The sequence below is a fragment of the Collinsella sp. AF02-46-1 genome (assembly GCF_003465825.1).
Lineage (GTDB): Bacteria > Actinomycetota > Coriobacteriia > Coriobacteriales > Coriobacteriaceae > Collinsella.
Map to the genome: position 1 here is coordinate 43611 of NZ_QSBV01000001.1, position 20517 is coordinate 64127.

16 protein-coding genes are annotated in these 20517 nt (G+C 63.8%); 6 read left to right on the plus strand and 10 right to left on the minus strand.

Annotated features, from left to right (window positions below):
* Window positions 1–87: 87 nt before the first annotated feature.
* The 3 genes from def to gltX form a co-directional block, all read right to left on the minus strand.
* A complete protein-coding gene (gene def, locus DWV20_RS00195) occupies window positions 88–624 on the minus strand; it encodes a peptide deformylase (RefSeq protein ID WP_055250379.1) in 537 nt (178 codons plus the stop codon).
* Window positions 625–642: 18 nt separating this feature from the next.
* On the minus strand, window positions 643–3096 hold the full coding sequence (gene priA, locus DWV20_RS00200) for a primosomal protein N' (protein ID WP_118256065.1): 2454 nt from the start codon (window positions 3094–3096) through the stop codon (window positions 643–645).
* Between the two features lie 210 nt (window positions 3097–3306).
* Window positions 3307–4782 (minus strand): glutamate--tRNA ligase, encoded by a 1476-nt coding sequence (gene gltX / locus DWV20_RS00205; RefSeq protein ID WP_117758107.1) that lies wholly within the window; start codon window positions 4780–4782, stop codon window positions 3307–3309.
* A 284-nt stretch (window positions 4783–5066) separates the two neighbouring features.
* Between gltX and metK the strand changes: the two genes are divergently transcribed.
* From metK to DWV20_RS00235, 6 genes are all read left to right on the plus strand, one after another.
* Window positions 5067–6347, plus strand: coding sequence for a methionine adenosyltransferase (gene metK, locus DWV20_RS00210; protein WP_117758108.1), 1281 nt, complete (start codon window positions 5067–5069; stop codon window positions 6345–6347).
* A gap of 312 nt (window positions 6348–6659) precedes the next feature.
* Window positions 6660–8267, plus strand: coding sequence for an L-serine ammonia-lyase, iron-sulfur-dependent, subunit alpha (gene sdaAA, locus DWV20_RS00215; protein ID WP_117758109.1), 1608 nt, complete (start codon window positions 6660–6662; stop codon window positions 8265–8267).
* 149 nt (window positions 8268–8416) lie between these two features.
* Window positions 8417–10132, plus strand: coding sequence for a L,D-transpeptidase (locus tag DWV20_RS00220; RefSeq protein WP_158566253.1), 1716 nt, complete (start codon window positions 8417–8419; stop codon window positions 10130–10132).
* A gap of 132 nt (window positions 10133–10264) precedes the next feature.
* Window positions 10265–11701 (plus strand): efflux RND transporter periplasmic adaptor subunit, encoded by a 1437-nt coding sequence (locus DWV20_RS00225; RefSeq protein ID WP_117758111.1) that lies wholly within the window; start codon window positions 10265–10267, stop codon window positions 11699–11701.
* A complete protein-coding gene (locus DWV20_RS00230; protein ID WP_117637734.1) occupies window positions 11701–12474 on the plus strand; it encodes an ABC transporter ATP-binding protein in 774 nt (257 codons plus the stop codon). The genes DWV20_RS00225 and DWV20_RS00230 overlap by 1 nt, the downstream gene beginning before the upstream one ends.
* The gene (locus DWV20_RS00235; protein WP_117758112.1) at window positions 12471–13685 is read left to right on the plus strand and encodes an ABC transporter permease; all 1215 of its coding nucleotides are present in this window, start codon (window positions 12471–12473) and stop codon (window positions 13683–13685) included. Before DWV20_RS00230 ends, DWV20_RS00235 begins: the two co-directional genes overlap by 4 nt.
* Before the next feature lie 232 nt (window positions 13686–13917).
* Here DWV20_RS00235 and cobK read toward each other — a convergent pair whose 3' ends face one another.
* Genes cobK through DWV20_RS00265 form a run of 7 tightly spaced genes read right to left on the minus strand, consistent with a single transcriptional unit; the run spans window position 13918 to window position 20484 of the window.
* A complete protein-coding gene (gene cobK / locus DWV20_RS00240; protein WP_118256067.1) occupies window positions 13918–14691 on the minus strand; it encodes a precorrin-6A reductase in 774 nt (257 codons plus the stop codon).
* Entirely contained in the window at window positions 14688–15329 is a 642-nt protein-coding gene (locus DWV20_RS09950) for a precorrin-8X methylmutase (RefSeq protein ID WP_117583480.1), read from the minus strand. Before DWV20_RS09950 ends, cobK begins: the two co-directional genes overlap by 4 nt.
* Window positions 15330–15845 (minus strand): cob(I)yrinic acid a,c-diamide adenosyltransferase, encoded by a 516-nt coding sequence (locus DWV20_RS09955; RefSeq protein WP_118388603.1) that lies wholly within the window; start codon window positions 15843–15845, stop codon window positions 15330–15332.
* On the minus strand, window positions 15842–17341 hold the full coding sequence (locus DWV20_RS00250) for a cobyric acid synthase (RefSeq protein ID WP_233539732.1): 1500 nt from the start codon (window positions 17339–17341) through the stop codon (window positions 15842–15844). Before DWV20_RS00250 ends, DWV20_RS09955 begins: the two co-directional genes overlap by 4 nt.
* A complete protein-coding gene (locus DWV20_RS00255; protein WP_158566255.1) occupies window positions 17334–18557 on the minus strand; it encodes a histidinol-phosphate transaminase in 1224 nt (407 codons plus the stop codon). Before DWV20_RS00255 ends, DWV20_RS00250 begins: the two co-directional genes overlap by 8 nt.
* A complete protein-coding gene (gene cbiB / locus DWV20_RS00260; protein ID WP_118256070.1) occupies window positions 18554–19528 on the minus strand; it encodes an adenosylcobinamide-phosphate synthase CbiB in 975 nt (324 codons plus the stop codon). Before cbiB ends, DWV20_RS00255 begins: the two co-directional genes overlap by 4 nt.
* On the minus strand, window positions 19528–20484 hold the full coding sequence (locus DWV20_RS00265) for a histidine phosphatase family protein (RefSeq protein ID WP_233539733.1): 957 nt from the start codon (window positions 20482–20484) through the stop codon (window positions 19528–19530). Before DWV20_RS00265 ends, cbiB begins: the two co-directional genes overlap by 1 nt.
* Between the last annotated feature and the right edge of the window lie 33 nt (window positions 20485–20517).

A 20517-nucleotide genomic window follows, 5' to 3' on the forward strand; every position in this document is an offset into this window, starting at 1 on the left:
AGAGCACTTAATGTGCTCTTCGTGCGAGCAGGACTGTTTGAGCATGGAGCAAAACCTAAGCCCTGCGGCGGAAGGGGACGGTGGGACCTACTCCGTCTCGCCCGGTCGAGCGCCGCGGGCCAGGGCGTCCTGGTACTCCTTGACTGCCTTGATGCGCTGCATCGGCTTGAGTCGCTCAAACATGGTGTTGCCATGCAGGTGATCGATCTCGTGCTGCAGGCACACGCAGAACAGGTCGCCCGTTGCCTCATAGCGAATCAGGTTGGCGTCCAGGTCATACGCCTCGACGACGACATGATCGGGACGCTCGATCTCGCAGCTAATGCCGGGGATGGACAGGCAGCCCTCGCTAAACGGCACCAGATGGTCGCTCTGCTCAACAATGACAGGGTTGATGAGCACGTACGGGTCATAGTCATTCTTGTCGCTGTAATCGCAGTCGATGGTGACAAGCTGAATGAGCTCACCGATCTGCGGGGCAGCCAGACCGCAACCGCCGTTGTCGAACATCATCTTCTTCATCTTCTCGGCAAGCGCCTCGATCGCCGGAGTGATCTCCTCGATGACGGCGCACTCCTGGCGCAGACGAGGGTCGGGCGACAGTACGATTCCGTTGGCTTCCATGGCCATCCTTTCGGGTTGTTACATCAAATCATAGGCATCGACGTCAACGCTCACGCTCACGCCGCGCACAGAGCCCACCTCTTTGAGGCAGGCGTCGATATCATCAGAGACATGGTACCCCACAGGCGACTTCACAAGCAGATGGAAGCGGTAACGGTCCTTGGCTCTCTCGATTACACACGAAGCCGGGCCCAGCACCTGGGGCACGGCGCTCCCCGCCCGCAAAAAGTCGGGCGCGGCGGCATGCCAGCGGCGCTTAAGAAGCTTTGCAATGCGCCCAATGTAGTCCTGCGCGTCGTCTCGGTTCGCCGACCACACCAAGATGTTGACCAGGCGAACAAACGGCGGGAACAGCGCGTCGCGGCGCTGGTCCAGATCGTAGTCGGTAAAGATCGAACGGTCGTGCTCGGCGACGGCGCGAATAACCGGGTCCTCGGGCAGATAGGTCTGGATGATGACCTCGCCAGGGCGATCACCGCGACCGGCACGGCCGGCGACCTGCTCCAGCAAATCGTAGGCGCGCTCCCCTGCGCGGAAGTCCGGCAGCTTGAGGGCGAAGTCGGCATTGACCACGCCCACGAGCGTGACCTCGGGAAAGTCGAGACCCTTTGCGATCATTTGGGTGCCCAGCAACACGGCGCAATCGGCCGCATCGAACTGCTCGAGCAGCTTTTTGTGCGCATCCTTGCCGCGCGTGGAATCGGCATCCATGCGAATAATGGCGACGTCCTCGGGAAGCATCTGGTGCAGTGCGTCCTCGATCTGCTGCGTGCCCAGCCCCATTTTTGCCAGGTAGCGGCTGCCGCACTTGGGGCAACGACTCGTGGGCGCGGGATACGGCTGCACGCGCCAGGAGGATCCGCATGTGTGACATTGCAGCGTGTGCGTGCGCTCGTGATACGTAAGCGCTGTGGAGCAGTGGTTGCAGGTGGGGACGCAGCCGCACTCGCGACACATCAAAAACGGCGCAAAGCCACGGCGGTTATGCAGCAGCACGGCCTTCTCGCGACGCTCGACCACACGCTCCAAGCCCTCCATCAAGGGTTTTGAGAACATGGAGCGGCTGCCGTGAGAAAACTCACGGCGCAGGTCGGCAATTCGGACCATGGGAAGCACGGCGTGTCCCGGGCGCTCGGGCATCTCGACACGCGTCCAAGTGGCACCGTTATACGTGCCACGACGGCAGCGGTCGAGGGCCTCGGCCGAGGGCGTGGCGGAGCCCAACACGAGCGGGCAGCGATAGCGCCGCGCCATCTCGGCCGCCACCTCGCGCGCGTGGTAGCGCGGACTGGAGCCCTGCTTGTAACTGGTCTCGTGCTCCTCGTCGATGATGATGAGGCCCAAGTCGCTGAGCGGGCAAAAGAGCGCCGAGCGAGCGCCGACGACCACGCGGGCCGCACCGCTAGCAACCATATCCCACTGGTCCAGGCGCTCGCCGGCCGAAAGCCGCGAATGGAACACGGCGACCGTCTCGCCAAAGCGCGAGCGGAAGCGGCCGACGGTCTGGGCCGTCAGCGAAATCTCGGGCACCAGCACGCAGGCCGAGCGACCGGCTGCGAGCACGCGCTCGATGGCGGAGAGGTAAACCTCGGTTTTGCCGGAGCCGGTGACGCCGTCGACCAGCACCACGTCGCCATGAGCGTCCAGACGGGCGCGCTCAATCTGCGCGAGTGCCTGTTGCTGGCCGTTGGTAAGGGAGACCGGCGCCTTGCCGCTTGCCGAGGACAGCGTGGTCTGCTCGCTGCAGCCACGCCAGGCGCGGCGCTCTTCCACCACCACGGCGCCGCGTTTTTCGAGCGACTTGATGGTCGCCGACATACTGTTATAGAGAAGGTTGAGGTCGCGCGTCGTGACAGGACCACACTGGAGCGCCTCGATGAGTTGGCGCTGGCGGACCGCGGTCTTGGGTGGCGTGTAGTCAAAGCCTTCGGGCGTAAGCATCACCCAGCGGTTTTGGATGGGTTTGACGGCTGGACGTTCAACCGTCCACACGCCGTCGTCGCCCTTGACCACACGCGGGCTGCCGCCCGGTGGCAAAAACAGGCGCAGGCACTCGGAAAGCGTTGCGACGTACTCGTGGCTCATCCAACGCGCGATGCGTGCAGCCTCGGCGGTAAAGAGCGGTTTGCTGAGGATAGACTCGATGGGCTTGATGCGCACGGGGTCGAGGGCGTTGTTGCCCGGCAGATCGCCCAGATCAGGCGCAATGTCGACGACATAGCCCGCGGCGGCACGGTTACCAAAGTGGACCAGGACTGTGGATCCGATCTGGACCTCGTTGGCAAGGGACTCGGGGATGCCGTAAGCAAACGGTTCCGACAGCGCACGGGTGGGGATGTCGAGGACCACGCTCGCGTAGGCGGCAGGGGGCTCGGGCGCAGGCTTAGACTGAGCCGAGGCAGCGGCAGGCTTGGGCTTCACCGGAGCTTCCTCCGGTTCCGGCGAACCAAACAGCGACAGTTGTTGAGCCATACACCACCTCTAACGAACGGACCTGAAAGGGGTGGGACAAAATAATCAGTAGAGTTTGTCCCATGGCCGATACGAGTGTCGAGCTCGTTGCGTCACTCGAACATGGGACAAACACTACTGATTATTTTGTCCCAGCAACCCACTCATCGGTACAGAAACAAGAGCCCCGCTCGGGTGAACGGGGCTCGGATACAAACGTTTGCGCAGCGATTACAGCGCCATCGTGCGGGCGCGGTCGATGCGCGCCAGGCAGTCGTCGCGGCCGACGAGCGCCATGGTCTCGCCCAGCGGGGGGCTCACCATGTTGCCGCAGACGGCGACGCGCACGGCCTGGAACACCACGCGCTTCTTAAGGTCCATCTGCTCGGGCAGCGGCTCAAGCGCGGCGTCGATGTTGGCAGCCGTCCACTCGTCCACGCCCTCGAGCGCGGCCTTGGCGGCATCGAGAATGGCGCCCATGCCTTCCTTGGCCAGGCCCTTGTTAACAGATTTCTCGTCATACTCGAGCGTCTCGGGCGTAGCAAAGATGGGAGCGGCGACGGTCACGGCGTCGGCCGGCATCTTGGTGCGCGGCTTGACGATGGCGGCAAGCGCATCGATCCAGTCCTCACCGTACTCGACGTTGCCCTCGATGAGACCCGCCTCGTGCAGCTCGGGGACCATGATCTCGTCGGCAAACTGGGCATCGGACATGCCGTTGATGTACTCGGCATTGACCCAGTCGAGCTTCTTGGGGTCGAAGGTCGCCGGGTTCTTGGAGATGCGGTCGAGCGAGAACTTGCTGGCAAGGACATCGCGCGGGATGATCGTGGTCTCGCCGTCGAGCGACCAGCCGAGCAGCGCCAGATAGTTGACGAAGGCGTCGGACAGGTAACCGGCGTCGCGGTACTCCTCCACCGAGGTGGCGCCATGGCGCTTGGAGAGCTTCTTGCCGTCGGCGCCCAGGATCATGGAGATGTGGGCGAACGTGGGCACGGGCGCGCCGAGGGCCTCGTAGACCATGACCTGACGCGGGGTGTTGGACAGGTGGTCGTCGCCGCGGATGACATGGGTGATCTTCATCATGGCGTCGTCGACGACGGTCGCGAAGTTGTACGTGGGCGTGCCATCGGAGCGGAAGATGACAAAGTCGTCGAGCTCCTTGGCGTCGAAGGTCACCTCGCCGTGGACGGCATCGTGAATGACGACGTCGCCGCGGTCCTCGGGCACCTTGATGCGTAGGACATAGGACTCGCCGGCCTCGATGCGACGGCGGGCCTCCTCGGGATCAAGATCGCGGCAACGGCGCTGATAGCCCTGGAAGGGGTCCTTGCGCTCCTGCGCGGCCTTGCGATCGGCGTCGAGCTGCTCCTTGGTGCAGAAGCAGGGATAGGCCTTACCCTCGTCCCAAAGCTTCTGGGCAGCCTGCTTGTACAGGTCCAGGCGCTCGGTCTGGGCGTAGGGGCCAAAGTCTCCGCCCACCTCGGGACCCTCGTCCCAGTCCAGGCCCAGCCAACGCATGGCGCGCAGGATGATCTGCGTGTTCTCGTCGGTAGAGCGGGTGGGATCGGTGTCGTCAATGCGCAGGATGAACGTGCCGCCGTTAGCACGGGCGAAAGCCCAGTTATAGATAGCGGTGCGGGCGCCGCCGATGTGCAGCTTGCCCGTCGGTGAGGGTGCAAAGCGGACGCGAACGTCTGATGCCATGGAAATCTCCTCGATTGCAGGATGGATGTCTAACCGCACCAGTATAAAGCAGCAATGCCCACCTCCGCACAAAGGGCACCGACCCAGTCATTGGGGACAGACTTAAATGACCAATCTTTGGGCAACCTGTCGGCACTTAGGCAAGGCTGCTCATTTAAGTCTGTCCCCAATGAGTAGGTGCGGAAAGGGTGTGAATATTCGATTAACGCGATATCATGTGCCCTTGCATACAGAGCCCGGCGGAATGGTAACGGTCGCCGGGACACGTTTTTGAAAGGACAATCATGTCAGAAGAGCTTCGTTCCATCCCGCCCCAACACGGATCGTTTGTGTTTACGTCGGAATCGGTGACCGAGGGTCATCCCGATAAGATCGCTGACCAGATCAGCGACGCCGTACTCGACGCAATCCTCGCCAAAGAAATAGAGCTCCAGGAGCAGGGCTATATTGCGCCCAACGGCGTGCCCGCCAACGTGGAGAACGTCCGCTGCGCCTGCGAGACCCTCGTGACCACCGGCACCGTCATCGTCGCCGGCGAGATTCGCACCCAGGCCTACGTCGACGTACAGGAAATCGCCCGCGGCGTCATCCGCCGCATTGGCTACAACCGCGCCAAGTTCGGTTTTGACTGCGACACCTGCGGCGTTATGAGCCTCATCCACGAGCAGTCGCCCGATATCGCCCAGGGCGTTGACGAGTCCTTCGAGACCCAGACCGGCGCTACCACCGACCCGATCGACCTGATCGGCGCCGGCGACCAGGGCATGATGTTCGGTTATGCCTCCAACGAGACCAAGACCCTCATGCCCATGCCGCACTACCTGGCAAGCCGCCTGGCCGAGCGCCTGGCTGCCGTGCGCCATGACGGAACCCTGCCCTACCTGCGCCCCGACGGCAAGACCCAGGTCACGGTGCGCTACGAGGAAGGTAAGCCCGTGGAGGTCACGACCATCGTCATCTCCACGCAGCACGCCGCCGAGATTGAGGACATGGGCAAGATCAAGGCCGACCTCATCGAACACGTCATCACCCCGGTCATGGCCGCCGAGAACATGCCGTGGGACAACGCGGACATCTACGTGAACCCCACCGGTCGCTTTGTCGTGGGCGGCCCCATGGGCGACACGGGCCTCACCGGCCGCAAGATCATCGTCGACACCTACGGCGGCTACGGCCGTCACGGCGGCGGCGCCTTTAGCGGCAAGGACTGCACCAAGGTTGACCGCTCCGCCGCGTATGCCGCGCGCTGGGTCGCCAAGAACGTGGTCGCCGCCGGTCTGGCCGACCGCTGCGAAGTCGAGCTTGCCTACGCCATCGGCGTTTCCAAGCCCCTCTCAATCATGGTCGACACCTTCGGTACCGCGCATGTTGCCGAGGACAAGATCGTCGAGGCCGTCGAGAAGACCTTCGACCTGCGCCCGGGCGCGATCATCCGCGACCTGGACCTGCGTCGACCGATCTACGAGAAGACGGCAGCCTACGGCCACTTCGGCCGCGAAGACGCCGACTTTACCTGGGAGAAGACCGACCGAGTCGAAGAACTCAAAGCAGCCCGCGGACTGTAATTGGGAACCACCAAGGTCACAACACGCACACGCTTTCAAAAGAAGTACCGCCCCCAAGCGGTACTTCTTTTTTATTTATCCGGTAGTGAAGATGTTTCGATATGAGCCAACGCTGCGTCACTAGCTAATGAATTTTGCAGCACGGGCACTCCAACCATGTATCCTTAGTCCCGAGGGGCGGGGCATAAGGTTGATCGCGAGTTCCGCACGAGCCGGAGAGCACTTAATGTGCTCTCCGTGCGAGTCAGGACTGTCCGAGCAGGCGACCTTATGCCCCGCCCCTCGGGACGATGGGATAGAACAGGAGCGCATATGGCAGGCAAGCCACAAACACTAGCTACGACCTCGGCATTCGAGATCTTGGGCCCCGTCATGGTCGGCCCCAGCTCATCGCACACCGCCGGCGCCCTGCGCTGCGCCCAAGTTGCCGCCAGCCTGCTGGAAGGCCGCATCACCAAAGTCACCTTTGGCCTGTGGAACTCCTTCGCCCACACCTACCGCGGCCACGGCACCGATCGTGCGCTCGTCGCGGGCATCCTGGGCCTCGACACCGACGACGAGAACATCAAGCAGGCCTTCGACCTCGCAAGCGAGCAGGGCCTCGAATATCACTTTGACATCAAGGGCGACGACGCCTCCATCCACCCCAACACCGTCGACATTGACATGGTCGACGACACGGGCGCCACGGCACAGGTCCGCGGTGAGAGCCTGGGCGGCGGCAAGATGCGCATCAGCCGCATTAACGGCGTCGGCGTTGACATCTCGGGCATGTACTCAACGCTCTTCGTGGCGCACAAGGACGTCCCCGGCGTGCTCGCCGCGCTCACCAACCTGCTCGCCTACGCACACGTGAACATCGCCTTCTGCCGCACCTACCGCACCGAAGTGGGCGGACAGGCCTACTCCGTCTTTGAGACCGACGGCGCGCCCGACGACACTGTTGTCCCGATGCTGCGTAAGCTCGACAATGTCGATTACGCGACCTTTATCGAGCTCCCCGGTTCTGCCTCGTCGCTCTCCCCCGGCGTCTCGGCAAAGGAAATCTTCGACGACGGCGAGCAGCTGCTCGATGCGTGCGCCGAGCTCGGCCTGAATATCGGCGCCGTTATGGCCGTGCGCGAGGCGCGTCTGACCGGCGAGGCCCACGCCGTCGCCGCCATGCGCCGCGTGCTCGACGTCATGCGCGAGGAGACCACGACCCCCATCGTCAATCCGCAACGATCGCTCGGCGGGCTTATCGGCGGCGAGGCTAAACTCGTCGATGCCACCGGCCGCAACGATTTGAGCACGAGCCTGATGGGCACCGTTCAAACCGACGCCGTGGCCCGCGCGATGGCCGTGCTCGAGCGCTCCGCCACGATGGGAGTGATCGTCGCCGCTCCCACGGCAGGCTCCGCGGGTGTCGTGCCCGGCTGCGTGCTGGCGCTCGCCGATCACCTTCAGCTCGACGACGAGCAGGTCATGGACGCGCTCTACTGCGCAGCCGCCATCGGCCTCAACCTCACCACGAGCGCCTGCGTCGCCGGTGCCGAGGGCGGCTGCCAGGCTGAGGTAGGAAGTGCGGCCGCCATGGCAGCCGCCGCGCTGGTGCAGATGCTCGGCGGCACGCCCGGGCAGGCGCTCGACGCCAGTTCCATCGCGCTGAGTAACTTGCTGGGCCTCGTTTGTGACCCCGTCGGTGGCCTCGTGGAGGTACCCTGCCAAAACCGCAACGCCATCGGCGTGGCAGCCGCCTTTAGCTCGGCGCAGCTTGCACTTGCCGGTATCAAGAGCCTGGTGCCGTTTGACCAGATGGCGCACGTCATGCTCTCCGTGGGCCACGCGTTGCCGGCCACGCTGCGCGAGACGGCAAAGGGTGGCATCGCGCAGGCTCCGGCCGCACTTTCGGCCTGTGCAAAATGCGGTGTGTGCGGATAGCGACAAAGAAAGACTCGAAGGTGGGACAAATGTCCCACCTCTTTTGAATGCCACCGTTTCCATACCACAAACAACTAGGTAATCGCTATAATGCAAGCCCAGTAAAAACACGATGAGCCGCAAGGCGAAATTCGAAGGATATGCATACGATGTCGCAAAACGATCGAACTCAACTGATTCCCGATCCGCAGCAGCCGAGCAGGCACACCGGCGGCGTTCAATCGCCGCGTCCTATCGCGCCGAGCCGCGGTCAGCAGCGAGGTGCGGCAAACGTTTCCCAACATCCGAACAAGCAGCATCAGCAGCGCCAGACAAATGGCAATGCGCCCAAGCAGCCCCCCACGCACGCTCGAGGCGATCGCGGCCCCGCACGCAAACCCGCCGAGAACAATAAGTCGGGCAAAAAGACGACGCTCTTTGTCGTTCTGGGTCTTATCGTCATTGTCTATATCGTAGGCGTCGTAGCGTTTTCGCAGGTAGCCTACCCCAACACCACTATCGCCGGCGTCGATGTCTCGTTCTCCAGCGCTTCGTCTGCCGCCACCAAGGTCAACTCGGCTTGGAAGCACTATAAGCTCACCGTGACAGGCGATGACTTTAGCTGGACCTATCAGCCCGAGTCCGATGAGCCCATTGTCGACGGCGAAGCTGCCGCAAAAGAGATTATCAGCCGCAACGAAGCCATTGTATGGCCGGTTCGCCTTGTAGAATCCTTAAGCGGCAAGACCAAAACAACCGCTAGCTCCAACGAAGTCGATCTTGATCAAGACGTCGACCTGTCCATGCTCTCCGACACCTTTGACCAAAAGCAGTTTGAGAAGGATCTGGGCGCCGCCATCGACGAGTTTAACGAGGGGCGTTCGGGCGCGTTCGAGGCCAATAGCTCCTATGACGAGCAGGCCGGCAAGTTTACCGTCGAGAAGGCGCGCTCCAACGAAAAACTCAACCGCGAGCATGTCATTAAGTATGCCGAGCTCGAGCTTGCCTCGCTGGCCGAGACCTTAGATCTTTCCAAGCTCGGCAACGATGCCTATGAGCCGCTCAATGGAACGCTGACCGATGATCAGATTCAGTCTGCATGCGATGCCGCCAACAACTTCTTGGGCGTCAACGTGACCCTCAAGCTCAACGGCGAGGATGCCGGCAAGGTTGATGGCAGCTCCGTGTTGCAGTGGATCAGCTTTGCCGATCCGGCCAACCCCACGCTCGATACGTCGCAGATCAGCAGCTGGGCAGCCGAGCTCGCCAACGGCTTTAATACCGTGGGCTCCACTCGCTGGTGGACGCGCGCCGATGGCAAGCAGTGCGCCGTCGAAGGCGGCGACTTTGGTTGGTCCATCGACAGCAGCTCGCTCGCCAAGCAGGTCGAGGACGCCATCAACAACAAGCAGACCGGCGAAATCGAGATCAAGTACTCCCAGAAGGCCGACACATTTACCGCCAAGGGCGAGCCCGACTGGAAGGCCTATATCGACGTCGACCTGTCCGAGCAGCATGCGCGCTACTACGACGAGAGCGGCAACATCGTGTGGGAGGCCAACTTTATTTCTGGCAAACCGGGCGAAGACGCCACCCCCGAGGGCGTATGGCAGATCAACAGCAACGATGGCGCCAGCAAACTCATCGGTGCCAAGGACCCCGAGACCGGCAAGCCCAAATACGAGAGCCCGGTAAGCTACTGGATGCCGTTCGAGGGCAATATGGTCGGATTCCACGACGCCACCTGGCAAAACGATTCGAGTTTCGATAACGCCGAATCGTACAAGTGGTGCGGTAGCCACGGTTGTATCAACCTGCGTCTGGCCGATGCCAAGTCGCTCCACGAGCGCATCAAAGTCGGCCTCTGCGTGGTCGTGCACTCGTAACGCAGCTAACGTCTACAACAAGTAAACAGCACGGCGACAAAACTTACAGTACCGTCATCCGCAACTTCTATACGCCCGCCTATCGCGACGGGCGTATATACTTATCAGAGCCATATCGATAAAGGAGACGCTATGTCCAAGGTCCCCACGATCAATCCGGGTCCTGACGATTCCGATCGCATGCCCCAAGATGCCACCGAGACCCTGCCGATTATCAGCGCTGCAGACACCAAGCAGCCCCAAACGAGTCTCGACGATTCGACCGATATCTCCGATGAAGAAGCCTATGCAAAGCTCAAGGCAAAGCGTGCCGAACGTCGACGCAAAAAGCTGATTCGACGCGGCATTGCCGCCGGCATCGTGGGTGTCATCGCGCTCATTGCAATTGTCGCAACCCTAGTTATCAATGCGCAGCCGCAGGGCGCTAGCGGGCCTGTGACCGACATGGTGACCGAGGGCACGTTTACCACAACGGTCGAGGCGAAAGGCCAGCTCAAACCCATTTCGTCCTCAGTGGTCTCCCCTTCTGTCGACGGCACGGTCGATTCGATCAACGTGCAGGCAGGCCAATCCGTCAACGAGGGCGACGTGCTCATGACCATTAAAAACGACGAGCTCGATCGCAACGTTGCCGAGGCGCAGCGTGCAGTAGCAGCCGCTCAGGAAGACCTCGCCAACGCGCAGAAAGCCGCAGCTGCCGCGCAGGCCACCCCAACGACGGACGTCGATGGAGCTTCCGCAGCGGCTGGCATCTCCGCCGCATCAGCGGACACGAACGCTGTATCGGCCGCGCAGCGCAGCCTCGCATCGGCCCAGGCAAACCTCGATCAGGCGAACGCCAAGGCCGCCAGCCGTACGGTCACGGCCCCGAGCTCGGGCAGCATCGTGGAGCTCAACGCCAAGGTCGGCGCCACGGTAACAGGCGGAATGATCATGGGCGAAAGCGATACGAGCGGCGGCAAGCAGTGCATGCAGATCGCCGACCTGTCCAAGATGAAGGTGACGGTTCAGGTGGGCGAAAAGGATATCGCCAAAATTGCCGTGGGCCAAAGCGCCAACGTGACCTATCCCGCGTTTCCCGATATCGTGAGCCAGGGCACCGTCACGGCTATCGCCTCGGTGGCAAACTCTGACTCCGGCTCCGGTAGCGGCGGCAGCGTGACCTTTAACGTCGACATCCTCATCGAAGCACCCGACAGTCGCCTTAAGCCGGGTATGACTGCCGAGGTCTCGGTAGTGACCGAGAAGCTCGACGACGTGGTTATGGTGCCGACCATGGCGCTGATGACCGAAGATGGCGAGCACTATTACGTCAATCTGGCCACCGATTCGGAAGGCAAGAAGACGCGCCGCGTGAAGGTGACCGTCGTGACGCAAAACGACAACGAAGCCGTAGTCGGCAAGACACAGATCAAGCGCGACGACCAGGGCAACGAAATCAATCCTGGCGTGCCCACAACCAAACTGCGCGACGGTGACACCCTCGTCATGGACACCGGAGCGGGCGCAACGGCTGACGGCGGCTACAGCGCGGATTCGGGCAGTATGTCTGCCGACGAGGGTATGTAATGCGTCCCGTCATCGACATCCGCAACGTGCACCGCATTTTTGAGAGCGAAGCGGGTTGCGCCCACATCTTGCACAACGTGAGCCTAGCGGTAGATCCCGGCGAGTTCGTCGCCATTACCGGCCCCTCGGGCTCGGGCAAGTCGACGCTCATGAACATCCTAGGCTGCCTGGATAAGCCGACGGCGGGCGACTACTACCTGCAAGGGCTCAACGTGGCCGAGCTTGACGATGACGAGCTCACCGAAGTTCGCGCCCTGAGCATTGGCTTTGTCTTTCAGAGCTTCAACCTGCTGCCGCGCCTGTCGGTTATCGAAAACGTCATGCTGCCGCTGGCCTACACCAACGTACCCCGTAGCCAGCGCGAAATGCGCGCCGTGCACGCGCTGCAGGCCGTCACGCTGCCCGTCGACCATTGGGACCACCGCATATCCGAGCTCTCGGGCGGCCAGATGCAGCGTGTCGCCATCGCACGCGCCCTCGTCAACGATCCGCCCATCATTTTGGCTGACGAGCCGACGGGAAACCTGGACTCCGCAACCGGAGCGCTTGTGATGGAGACCTTCCATAAGCTCCAGGAGCGTGGCAAAACCATCGTGCTTATCACACACGACCCCGGCATTGCCGCCGAGGCCGACCGTGCCATGACCATCCGCGACGGTCGTATACACGACGGCGCGTATATTCCACATACACCGCGGACCCTGCGCAGCGCCGTAGATAGCCTGCCCATGATTTCCGCCTCCGCCAACCCGCCGAAAGGAGTGGTGGCATGAGCGCCCGCGATCTCATCCAGGAAGCACTTCACTCGCTCGAGGCCAACAAGGGGCGCAGCCTGCTCACCATCCTGGGCATTGTCATCGGCATCGCATCGGTCATCGCCATGACTTCGCTCATCGGCGGCATACAAAACAGCCTGGTCAACAGCTTGGGGCTCAATGCAGCCCGCATGGTGCAGATCTATTCGTCCCAAGAACTCACGGAGTCGGATATCGAGAAGCTACAAAAACTGGTGCCGCAGATAGAGCAGATCGGCATTGTCGACAGCGCGTATACCGAGTACAAGTCTGGCGATAAAAGCTATACCGTCATGGCACAGGGTGTCGACAGCGACATGCTCGACGCCGTGGGTGCCAGCAAGCTCGTTGCAGGACGTGTCTATTCACAGGCAGAGTCTCAATCAGGCTCGCGCGTGGCGCTCATCAGCCGCGGCGGCGCCGATCAGCTTTACGGCAACGAACAGGACGCACTGGGGAAAACCATCAAGGTGTCCAACGGCGAGGTGCAGATTGTAGGCGTGATTGATGGCGGCAGCGACTCCATGGGCTCGCTCACGCTGTATATGCCACGCGAAACCATCTCCGGCCTGTTTGGCGACGAGAATCCTTCATTCCCCAGCGTGACGGCACTTGCCGCCGAGGGCACAGACATGGACGAGCTCTGCAAGACCATCGAGTCTAAGGTGCGCGCGATGAAGGGCATCTCGGAGGATGATGAGTACGACAGCGTATCGGCGACCTCCATGAAAAGCGCCATCGATGCACTCAACTCGTTTATGGGCGCCTTCTCGCTCATCATGGGCGCTGTCGCCAGTATCTCACTGCTTGTCGGCGGAATCGGCATTATGAATATGATGCTTACCAACGTGACTGAGCGCATCCGCGAGATCGGTATTCGCCGTGCCTTGGGCGCCAGTCGCCGCGATATCACCGCGCAGTTTTTGGCCGAGTCCTCGGCGCTGTGCGTCACCGGTGGCCTGCTGGGTGTCCTGATTGGCTATCTGCTGGCCTGGGGCCTCGCGATGTTTGCCGCAGGATCAGGGGTTCTCAACGAGCTCGGTGCCAGTGGGCAGATCACACCGAGCTTTTCAATCGCCACGGTGCTGCTGGCCTTCGGCGTCTCCGTCGGCATCGGCGTAATCTTTGGCTTCTACCCCGCTCGCCGCGCGGCAAAGCTCAACCCGGTGGAGTGCCTACGCTACCAGTAAGCCACCACCAGCTACCAGTAAGCCACCACCAACAAGTTGCGGTGAATTAGGGACTGAATATACTATCTAGCAGCAAAAACAGACACTATTTCACCGCAACTTATTGAAGGGCTGTTAGCGCCAGTTCTGGGCGTCGTCCTCGAGCTATTGATGGATGACGGGCTTGTACGGGTCGAGCTTGCTCGGGACGCTCCTCCTCGCGGGCGGGAGGGCGCGCAGGTGCGGCAAGCGCCTAGCGCGCGAACTCCCGTAAGAGCGCGTCTTCCACTTCCCGAAGCGAAAGGGCCCCGCCTCCCTCGGCGGGACGGGTGACCACGATGCAGCGCGCTCCCACGTCGCGCGCGGCGGCGAGCTTCTCGGCCGTGCCGCCTACGGTTCCCGAGTCCTTGGTCACAAGCCACTGGGCGCCCACCTGCCGAAGCATCGCCTCGTTGAGCTCGCGGGTGAAGGGCCCCTGCATGCCGATGACGTGCGACGGCGAAAACCCCACGTCGATGCACTTCGTTATAGCACCGGGCAGCGGGAGCACACGCACGAAGAAGCGCTCCGCGAAATCGGCGACGCGCGTGTAGGGAGCAAGCTCCTTGCTCCCCGTCGTGAGAAGCGCGCGACCCGGGTTCTCGGAGAGAAAGCGCGCCGCGCAGGCGATCGACGCGACCGACACGACGCCTTTGGGCAGCGCCTCGGCCGGGCGCGCAAGGCGCAGGCATCGTGCACCCACGGCGAGCGAAGCGGCCCGGATGTTGCCGCTTGCGAGCGTAGCGAAGGGGTGCGTGGCGTCGACGACGATGCGCGCGCCGGAAAGCTCGCGCTCCATGTCGGCCTCGTCGAGCCTGCTCGCATGCACCTCGATGCCCGGAAGCTCGCCCAAAAGCTCACCTCCGTACTCGGTTGCCGCGTAGGTACGGGCGGGGATGCCCGCCCCGCTCGCCCATTCGCACAGAAGGCGGCCCTCGGTGGTGCCGGCGAAGATGCGCAGCGCTGGCACGGATGCGGGGGCCGTCACTTCGCGCCACCCGTGCGCGTGATCTGGTAGAGCAGCGCGTTCATAATGGCGGCCGCCACGGTCGAGCCGCCCTTGCGACCCCTCGCGACGATGGCCGGCACGCGTCGCGCGAGTAGCTCCTCTTTCGCCTCGACCACGTTCACAAACCCGACCGGCACCCCAACGACGAGCGCGGGCGCGATCTTCCCCGCGTCCATGAGCTCGGCGAGGCGCAGAAGTGCTGTGGGAGCGTTGCCGACGGCCACGATGAGCGGACCCTCGATGCCGCAAGCTTTGTCCATGCTCGCAACGGCGCGAGTCGTGCCCGCGGCGCGCGCAGCCGCGGCGACATCAGGGTCGGCCATGTAGCACACGGCCTTGCAGCCGAGCTTCGCGAGCGCGGGCTTGCTTATGCCTGCGAGCGCCATGTTCGTGTCGGTGAGCACCGTGGCCCCTGCGCGCAGTGCGTCGAGCGCACAGTGCGCGGCGTCATGGGTGAACACGAGGGAATCGGCGTACGAGAAGTCGGCAGTAGTGTGGATGACGCGCTTCACGACGGGCTCTTCGAGCGGCGGGAACGTGCGGCCGCCGAGCTCTTCGGTGATGATCTCGAAGCTGCGCCGCTCGATGTCGCCGGGCGCCATCTCCTTGGAATCCATCTAGTACTCCACTCCTTCCCTTGCACATATCCCCTGAGAGTAGGGGTGTTTCTCGCACCGCATCTCGGTTATGTAGTCGGCCTTCTCCACGATCTTGCGGGAAGGCGCGCGCCCAGTGAGCGCTACTTCGACGCCGCGCGCGGACATATCGAGCGCGCGGTCCACGAGCGCCTCGTCGACAAGCCCCTTCGAAAGCGCGTCGAGCGCCTCGTCGAGCACGAGCAGCCCCTCCTGAGCGCCCTCGAACTCGGCGAGCGCGGAAGCGAGGTTCCCATCGTGCAGCTCGCACGTCGCGGCAAGTTCTTCCGACGTCATTGACCAGGTAAACTTGTCCGACACCTTCCCCGCGAACACGGGCACGCCGAAATGCTCGGCGAGCAGGCGCGCCTCCCCGCTTTCGCCGTCTTTCAGGAACTGCACGACGACGACGCGGCGGCCTGCGGCGAGCATGCGAAGGGCGAGGCCCATCGCCGCCGTGGTCTTGCCTTTGCCGTCGCCATGATACACGTGGATCATACGCCCTCCTCGATAATGCGGTAGACATACTCCATGTCGAGCGCCCCGCGCACGACGTCGGCCAGGCGGTCGAACTCGCGCGCACGGTGATCGGCTGCGGACGCTGCGCCCGCAGCACCCACGACGCTCTCGGGCAGGCCGCGCTTGCGCGCGAGCGAGCGCGCGAGGGCGAGCGCCAACCCCGGTTCGTCGAACAGGCCGTGGAGATAGGTTCCGAACACGTTTCCGCAGGCCGCGCCTTCTGGTTTGCCGCCAATCTTGCCTGCAGGGGCGCAGGAGACGGTCGTTTCACCGTCGTGAATCTCGTACCCGCGCGCCGTCATGCCGTTCCACACCGAGAACGCGCCTTGGGCGCCCGTGATGCGCAGCTCCGACTGGGCGAGGCGCTTTTCCTCCTTGAACACCGTACTTGCAGGGATGAGCCCGAGCCCGCGCGCGGTGCCAGCGCCTTCCCTGCCGTGCGGGTCGGAAAGCTCGTCTCCCAAAAGCTGGTAGCCTCCGCATATGCCGAGCACCGGCGTGCCCGCGCCCGAAAGCGCGCGTACACAGGCTCCGATGCCGCTAGCCGCAAGCCAGCGCGCGTCGTCGAGCGTGGTCTTCGAGCCAGGGAGCACCACCAGGTCGGGTCGGCCCAGATCGGTCGTCGAGGAAACGTAGCGCACGCCCATGCCTGGCACGCGCGAAAGCGGGTCGAAGTCGGTGAAGTTCGACAGATGCGGAAGGCGCACGACGGCGACATCGATGACGCCGCGCGCCTCGCGGGCAGATAGGCGCGGCGCGAGCGAGTCCTCGTCATCCAGGTCGAGCGTAAGATACGGCACGACCCCCACGACGGGAACCCCGCACATCTTCTCGAGCGGGGCCAAACCCGGGCGCAGGATTTCCACATCGCCGCGGAACTTGTTCACCACAAGCCCCCGCAAAAGCGCGCGATCCTCGGGCGCAAAGAGCGCGACCGTACCGTAGAGCTGGGCAAACACCCCGCCTGGGTCGATGTCGCCCACGAGCAGCACGGGGGAGGACACGGCGCGCGCGAGCCCCATGTTGACGATGTCGTTTTCGGAAAGGTTGATTTCGGCGGGGCTGCCGGCGCCCTCGATGACGATGACGTCGTTTTCCTCCGCGAGCGAATCGAACGCCTCCAAAATCTGCGGCATGAGCGCCTTCTTTCGCGCGAAGTAGTCCCTCGCAGCGAAGGCTCCCTGCGCCTTGCCGGCCACGATGAGCTGGCTTCGGTGGTCGCTTTCGGGCTTGAGAAGGATGGGGTTCATGCGCACGTCGGGCGCGATGCCGCACGCCTCAGCCTGCATGATCTGGGCGCGCCCCATCTCGAGCCCGTCGGCCGTGACACCGCTGTTGAGCGCCATGTTCTGGCTCTTGAAGGGAGTCACGCGCAGGCCGTCCTGCGAAAGCACACGGCACAGCCCCGCCGCAAGCAGGCTCTTACCCGCGTTCGACATGGTGCCCTGGATCATGATGGGCTTCGCCCTACCCACGGGTATCGACCTCCTTCGCCGAGCCTCGGCCATCCGCGCCCGCCATAGCGCCGCCACAAGAAACGCCGCCCCGTTCGTCGGGTTCGCCTTCGCCCGATGCACCTTCCGCCCGAAGCGCGCGGCCGAACGCCATCGCAAGCCGGGCATTCTCCTTGCGCGTGCGCACCGCGACGCGGCACCAGAAACGGGACAGTACCGAAAACGAGTCGCACGTGCGGACCAAAACCCCCTGTTTATACAGGCGCTCGGGGATGTCTTTCGCCGGAGTGCGGACTAAAAGAAAGTTCGCATCCGATGGCACGACGGAAAGCCCGAGTGAGGAGAGCTCGTGGGAAAGCCACGCTCGCTCGCCCGCCAATACATCGCGCGTGCGCGAGACGTATTCAACGTCTTCCAGGGCGGCGATGCCCGCGGCCTCGGCGACCGAGGAGACGGGCCACGCCTGCCCCGCCCGGCGAATCCCCTCGATGAGTTGGGCGTTTCCGCTGATCAGATATCCCAACCGCAACCCCGCCATTCCGTAGAGCTTGGTGAACGCGGAGAGCGTGGCCACATGGCGCGAACACGCGGCACGTGCGGCCACGCTCCTTTCGCGGGCGTCGGGCGCAAATCCGAGGAAGCACTCGTCCACGACGAGCAGCGCGCCCACCTGCTCGCAGCGGCAAGCCGCGGCATCGATCACGCTGGGGTCGACGAGTCGCCCCGTCGGGTTGTTCGGATTGCAGAGGTACGCCACGTCTCCCGGCCCCTCGATCGCGCGGGCGAAGGAGGCGGGCACGTCGAAGTCGTCCGCTTCGGAGAGCGGGAACTCCTGCACGCATGCGCCGTAGTACGATGCCGCCTCCGCATATTCAGAAAACGTCGGCGCGCACACGACGATGCGTTTCGGGCGCACCGCCGCGGCGAACCGCCAGATGATGTCGGACGCGCCCGCGCCGCAGACGATAGTATCTTCGGGAATGCCCTGGGCGCGCGCTAGGGCGCGAACGAGCGCGAGGCTTTCCCTATCGGGGTAGGCGTCGATTCGAGAAAGCGCCTTGCAAGCTGCGGCGACGGCGCGCGGCGAGGGGCCTGCCGGATTCACGTTCACCGAGAAGTCAATGAGGTCGGAGGCGTCCCCTTCGCAAGCGATGCCAAGCGATTGCGTGCTACCCCCATGCGCACGGGCGCGCAGGATTCCCCCGGCAGCCCGGGGCGCGGCGTGGTCTTCCCTCATGCCATCGCCCCCACGGCGAGCACGACCGCCGCGCGCGCGGCACCGAAGACGACGACCGCGCATACGGACGCGGTGAGCATAAGCCTTGTCGCCCGGGCGATGTCGCCCCACTCGATTTCGCGGGACGCGTCGCCTATCGTCGGTTTCTCAACGAGCTTGCCGAAATACACCGCGGGTCCTGCCAGGCGCAGCCCGAGCGCGCCCGCGCACGCTGACTCGGTCTGCGCCGCATTCGGGCTCGCATGGCGACGCCTGTCGCGGCGCCAGATGTGCGCCGCCCCGCGCGCGTCGAGCCCGACGATCGGGCATACGGCGATCATAAGCAGGGCCGATAAGCGCGAGGGAATCCAGTTCGCCGCATCGTCGAGGCGCGCCGAGGCGCAGCCGAAGTCGATGTAGCGCTCGTTTTTGTAGCCCACCATGCTGTCGAGCGTATTCACCGCCTTGTACGCCATGCCCAAGGGCGCACCCCCGATCATAAGGTAGAAAAGCGGCGCGATGACGCCGTCGCTCGCGTTCTCCGCCACCGTTTCCACGGCGGCACGTGCGACGCCGTGCTCGTCGAGAACAGACGTGTCGCGTCCCACGATGAGCCCGACGGCTTCGCGCGCCGCGACAAGGCCGCCCTTCGAGAACGCGCGGGCCACGGCCAGGCTCTGGCGGCGCAGCTCGCATGTCGCGAGAATCTGATAGCTCGCCCATGCCTCGGCAACGAAGCGCAAGCCGGAGTGAACCATGCCGCAAAGATACAGGATGCCCCAGGTCAAAAGCCCACACGCAAGCGGAAGCGCCACGGCGAGCACAAGACCTGCGGCGCGCGTGCCCGCGGACGTTTGCGGGAATGCGCCCCGCAGGCGGCCTTCGGCCCACGTGATCGCGCGCCCCATGGCGACGACGGGATGGGGAAGCCAGCGCGGGTCGCCGAAGGCAAGGTCGGCCGCGAACCCGGCGGCGACGGCAAGAATCGTCATCACCGGGCATCGCCCCCCGAAGCGGGACGAACGTCGCGAAGGCAGCGCCCATCCCAGGTGGCGGCCCATGCGCCGCCCGGCTCGGTATGCACGTCGAAGTATCCAATTTTCGGGACAGCTAACTCGGAGAGCAGCGCTTTCACGGTACCCGCGTGAACGACGAAGACGGCGCGCCCACTCCCCTGGGCACGCTCCGATTTGCACGCCTCCCGAAACGCCGCGACGACGCGGCGGGTGAAATCGCTCTTGCCCTCGCCATGCGGGCAGCGCGTCTCGCACCAGGAGTCTACCCAGGCGCGGTAGCGCGCATCCTCTTTAAGCTCGGCGGCGCTTCGTCCCTCGAAGTCGCCGAAATCCATCTCGCGCAGACCGGGGCACGCCATAAGCTCCGCGTTCGGGAAGAGGATGCGCGCCGTCTGGTCGGTGCGGGCCATGCCGCTCGTGATAACACGGAACACGTCACGATCGCACGCGAGGTCGCGCAAAGCGCGCTCGCCCGCGCTCGACAGGGGCTCGTCGGTGCCCGCCCCGCTGTAGCGATGGTCTTCCGTGCCCGCCGTGGCACCATGGCGCACGAAGACGACTTCCAAAGGCGCGCCCGCGCCCTGCGTCCCTCGAGGCGCATCATCAAGATTTCCCTTGATGACCTGGGGAATCCCGCACGTCATGCGCACGACGACGTCGGCGCGCGCAGCGAGCGCGCATCCCAGGCGCCCCGCGCGCTCGCGCCATTGGGCGTCTTCCGCACGCATAGGGACGACCCCCGAGCCGACCAAGGACAGAATCACTACGTCGAAGCCGATCAGCCGCTCGAGCGCCCGGTCAGCGTCGAGCGCGCGTACGAGTTCCTCAGCACAGTAAGCGACACGGCCGGCAAAAGCCGCGGGCACGCCGCCCTCCGCAAACTGCGCCGCGTCGACGAAATCGTCCGCCGCGAACCCGAGCTTTTCGCGCACGAAGGTCCTCTTCCCCGAATGCGCGCCACCTAC

Excerpts from the sequence above, each read along its gene's own strand:
- gltX (WP_117758107.1), bottom strand. The coding sequence starts at position 4,782 with ATGGCATCAGACGTTCGCGTCCGCTTTGCACCCTCACCGACGGGCAAG.
- DWV20_RS00255 (WP_158566255.1), bottom strand. The coding sequence starts at position 18,557 with ATGAGGGAAGACCACGCCGCGCCCCGGGCTGCCGGGGGAATCCTGCGC.
- DWV20_RS09955 (WP_118388603.1), bottom strand. The coding sequence starts at position 15,845 with ATGATCCACGTGTATCATGGCGACGGCAAAGGCAAGACCACGGCGGCG.
- metK (WP_117758108.1), top strand. The coding sequence starts at position 5,067 with ATGTCAGAAGAGCTTCGTTCCATCCCGCCCCAACACGGATCGTTTGTG.
- DWV20_RS00230 (WP_117637734.1), top strand. The coding sequence starts at position 11,701 with ATGCGTCCCGTCATCGACATCCGCAACGTGCACCGCATTTTTGAGAGC.
- cbiB (WP_118256070.1), bottom strand. The coding sequence starts at position 19,528 with ATGACGATTCTTGCCGTCGCCGCCGGGTTCGCGGCCGACCTTGCCTTC.
- priA (WP_118256065.1), bottom strand. The coding sequence starts at position 3,096 with ATGGCTCAACAACTGTCGCTGTTTGGTTCGCCGGAACCGGAGGAAGCT.
- DWV20_RS00235 (WP_117758112.1), top strand. The coding sequence starts at position 12,471 with ATGAGCGCCCGCGATCTCATCCAGGAAGCACTTCACTCGCTCGAGGCC.
- sdaAA (WP_117758109.1), top strand. The coding sequence starts at position 6,660 with ATGGCAGGCAAGCCACAAACACTAGCTACGACCTCGGCATTCGAGATC.
- DWV20_RS09950 (WP_117583480.1), bottom strand. The coding sequence starts at position 15,329 with ATGGATTCCAAGGAGATGGCGCCCGGCGACATCGAGCGGCGCAGCTTC.
- def (WP_055250379.1), bottom strand. The coding sequence starts at position 624 with ATGGAAGCCAACGGAATCGTACTGTCGCCCGACCCTCGTCTGCGCCAG.
- DWV20_RS00225 (WP_117758111.1), top strand. The coding sequence starts at position 10,265 with ATGTCCAAGGTCCCCACGATCAATCCGGGTCCTGACGATTCCGATCGC.
- DWV20_RS00220 (WP_158566253.1), top strand. The coding sequence starts at position 8,417 with ATGTCGCAAAACGATCGAACTCAACTGATTCCCGATCCGCAGCAGCCG.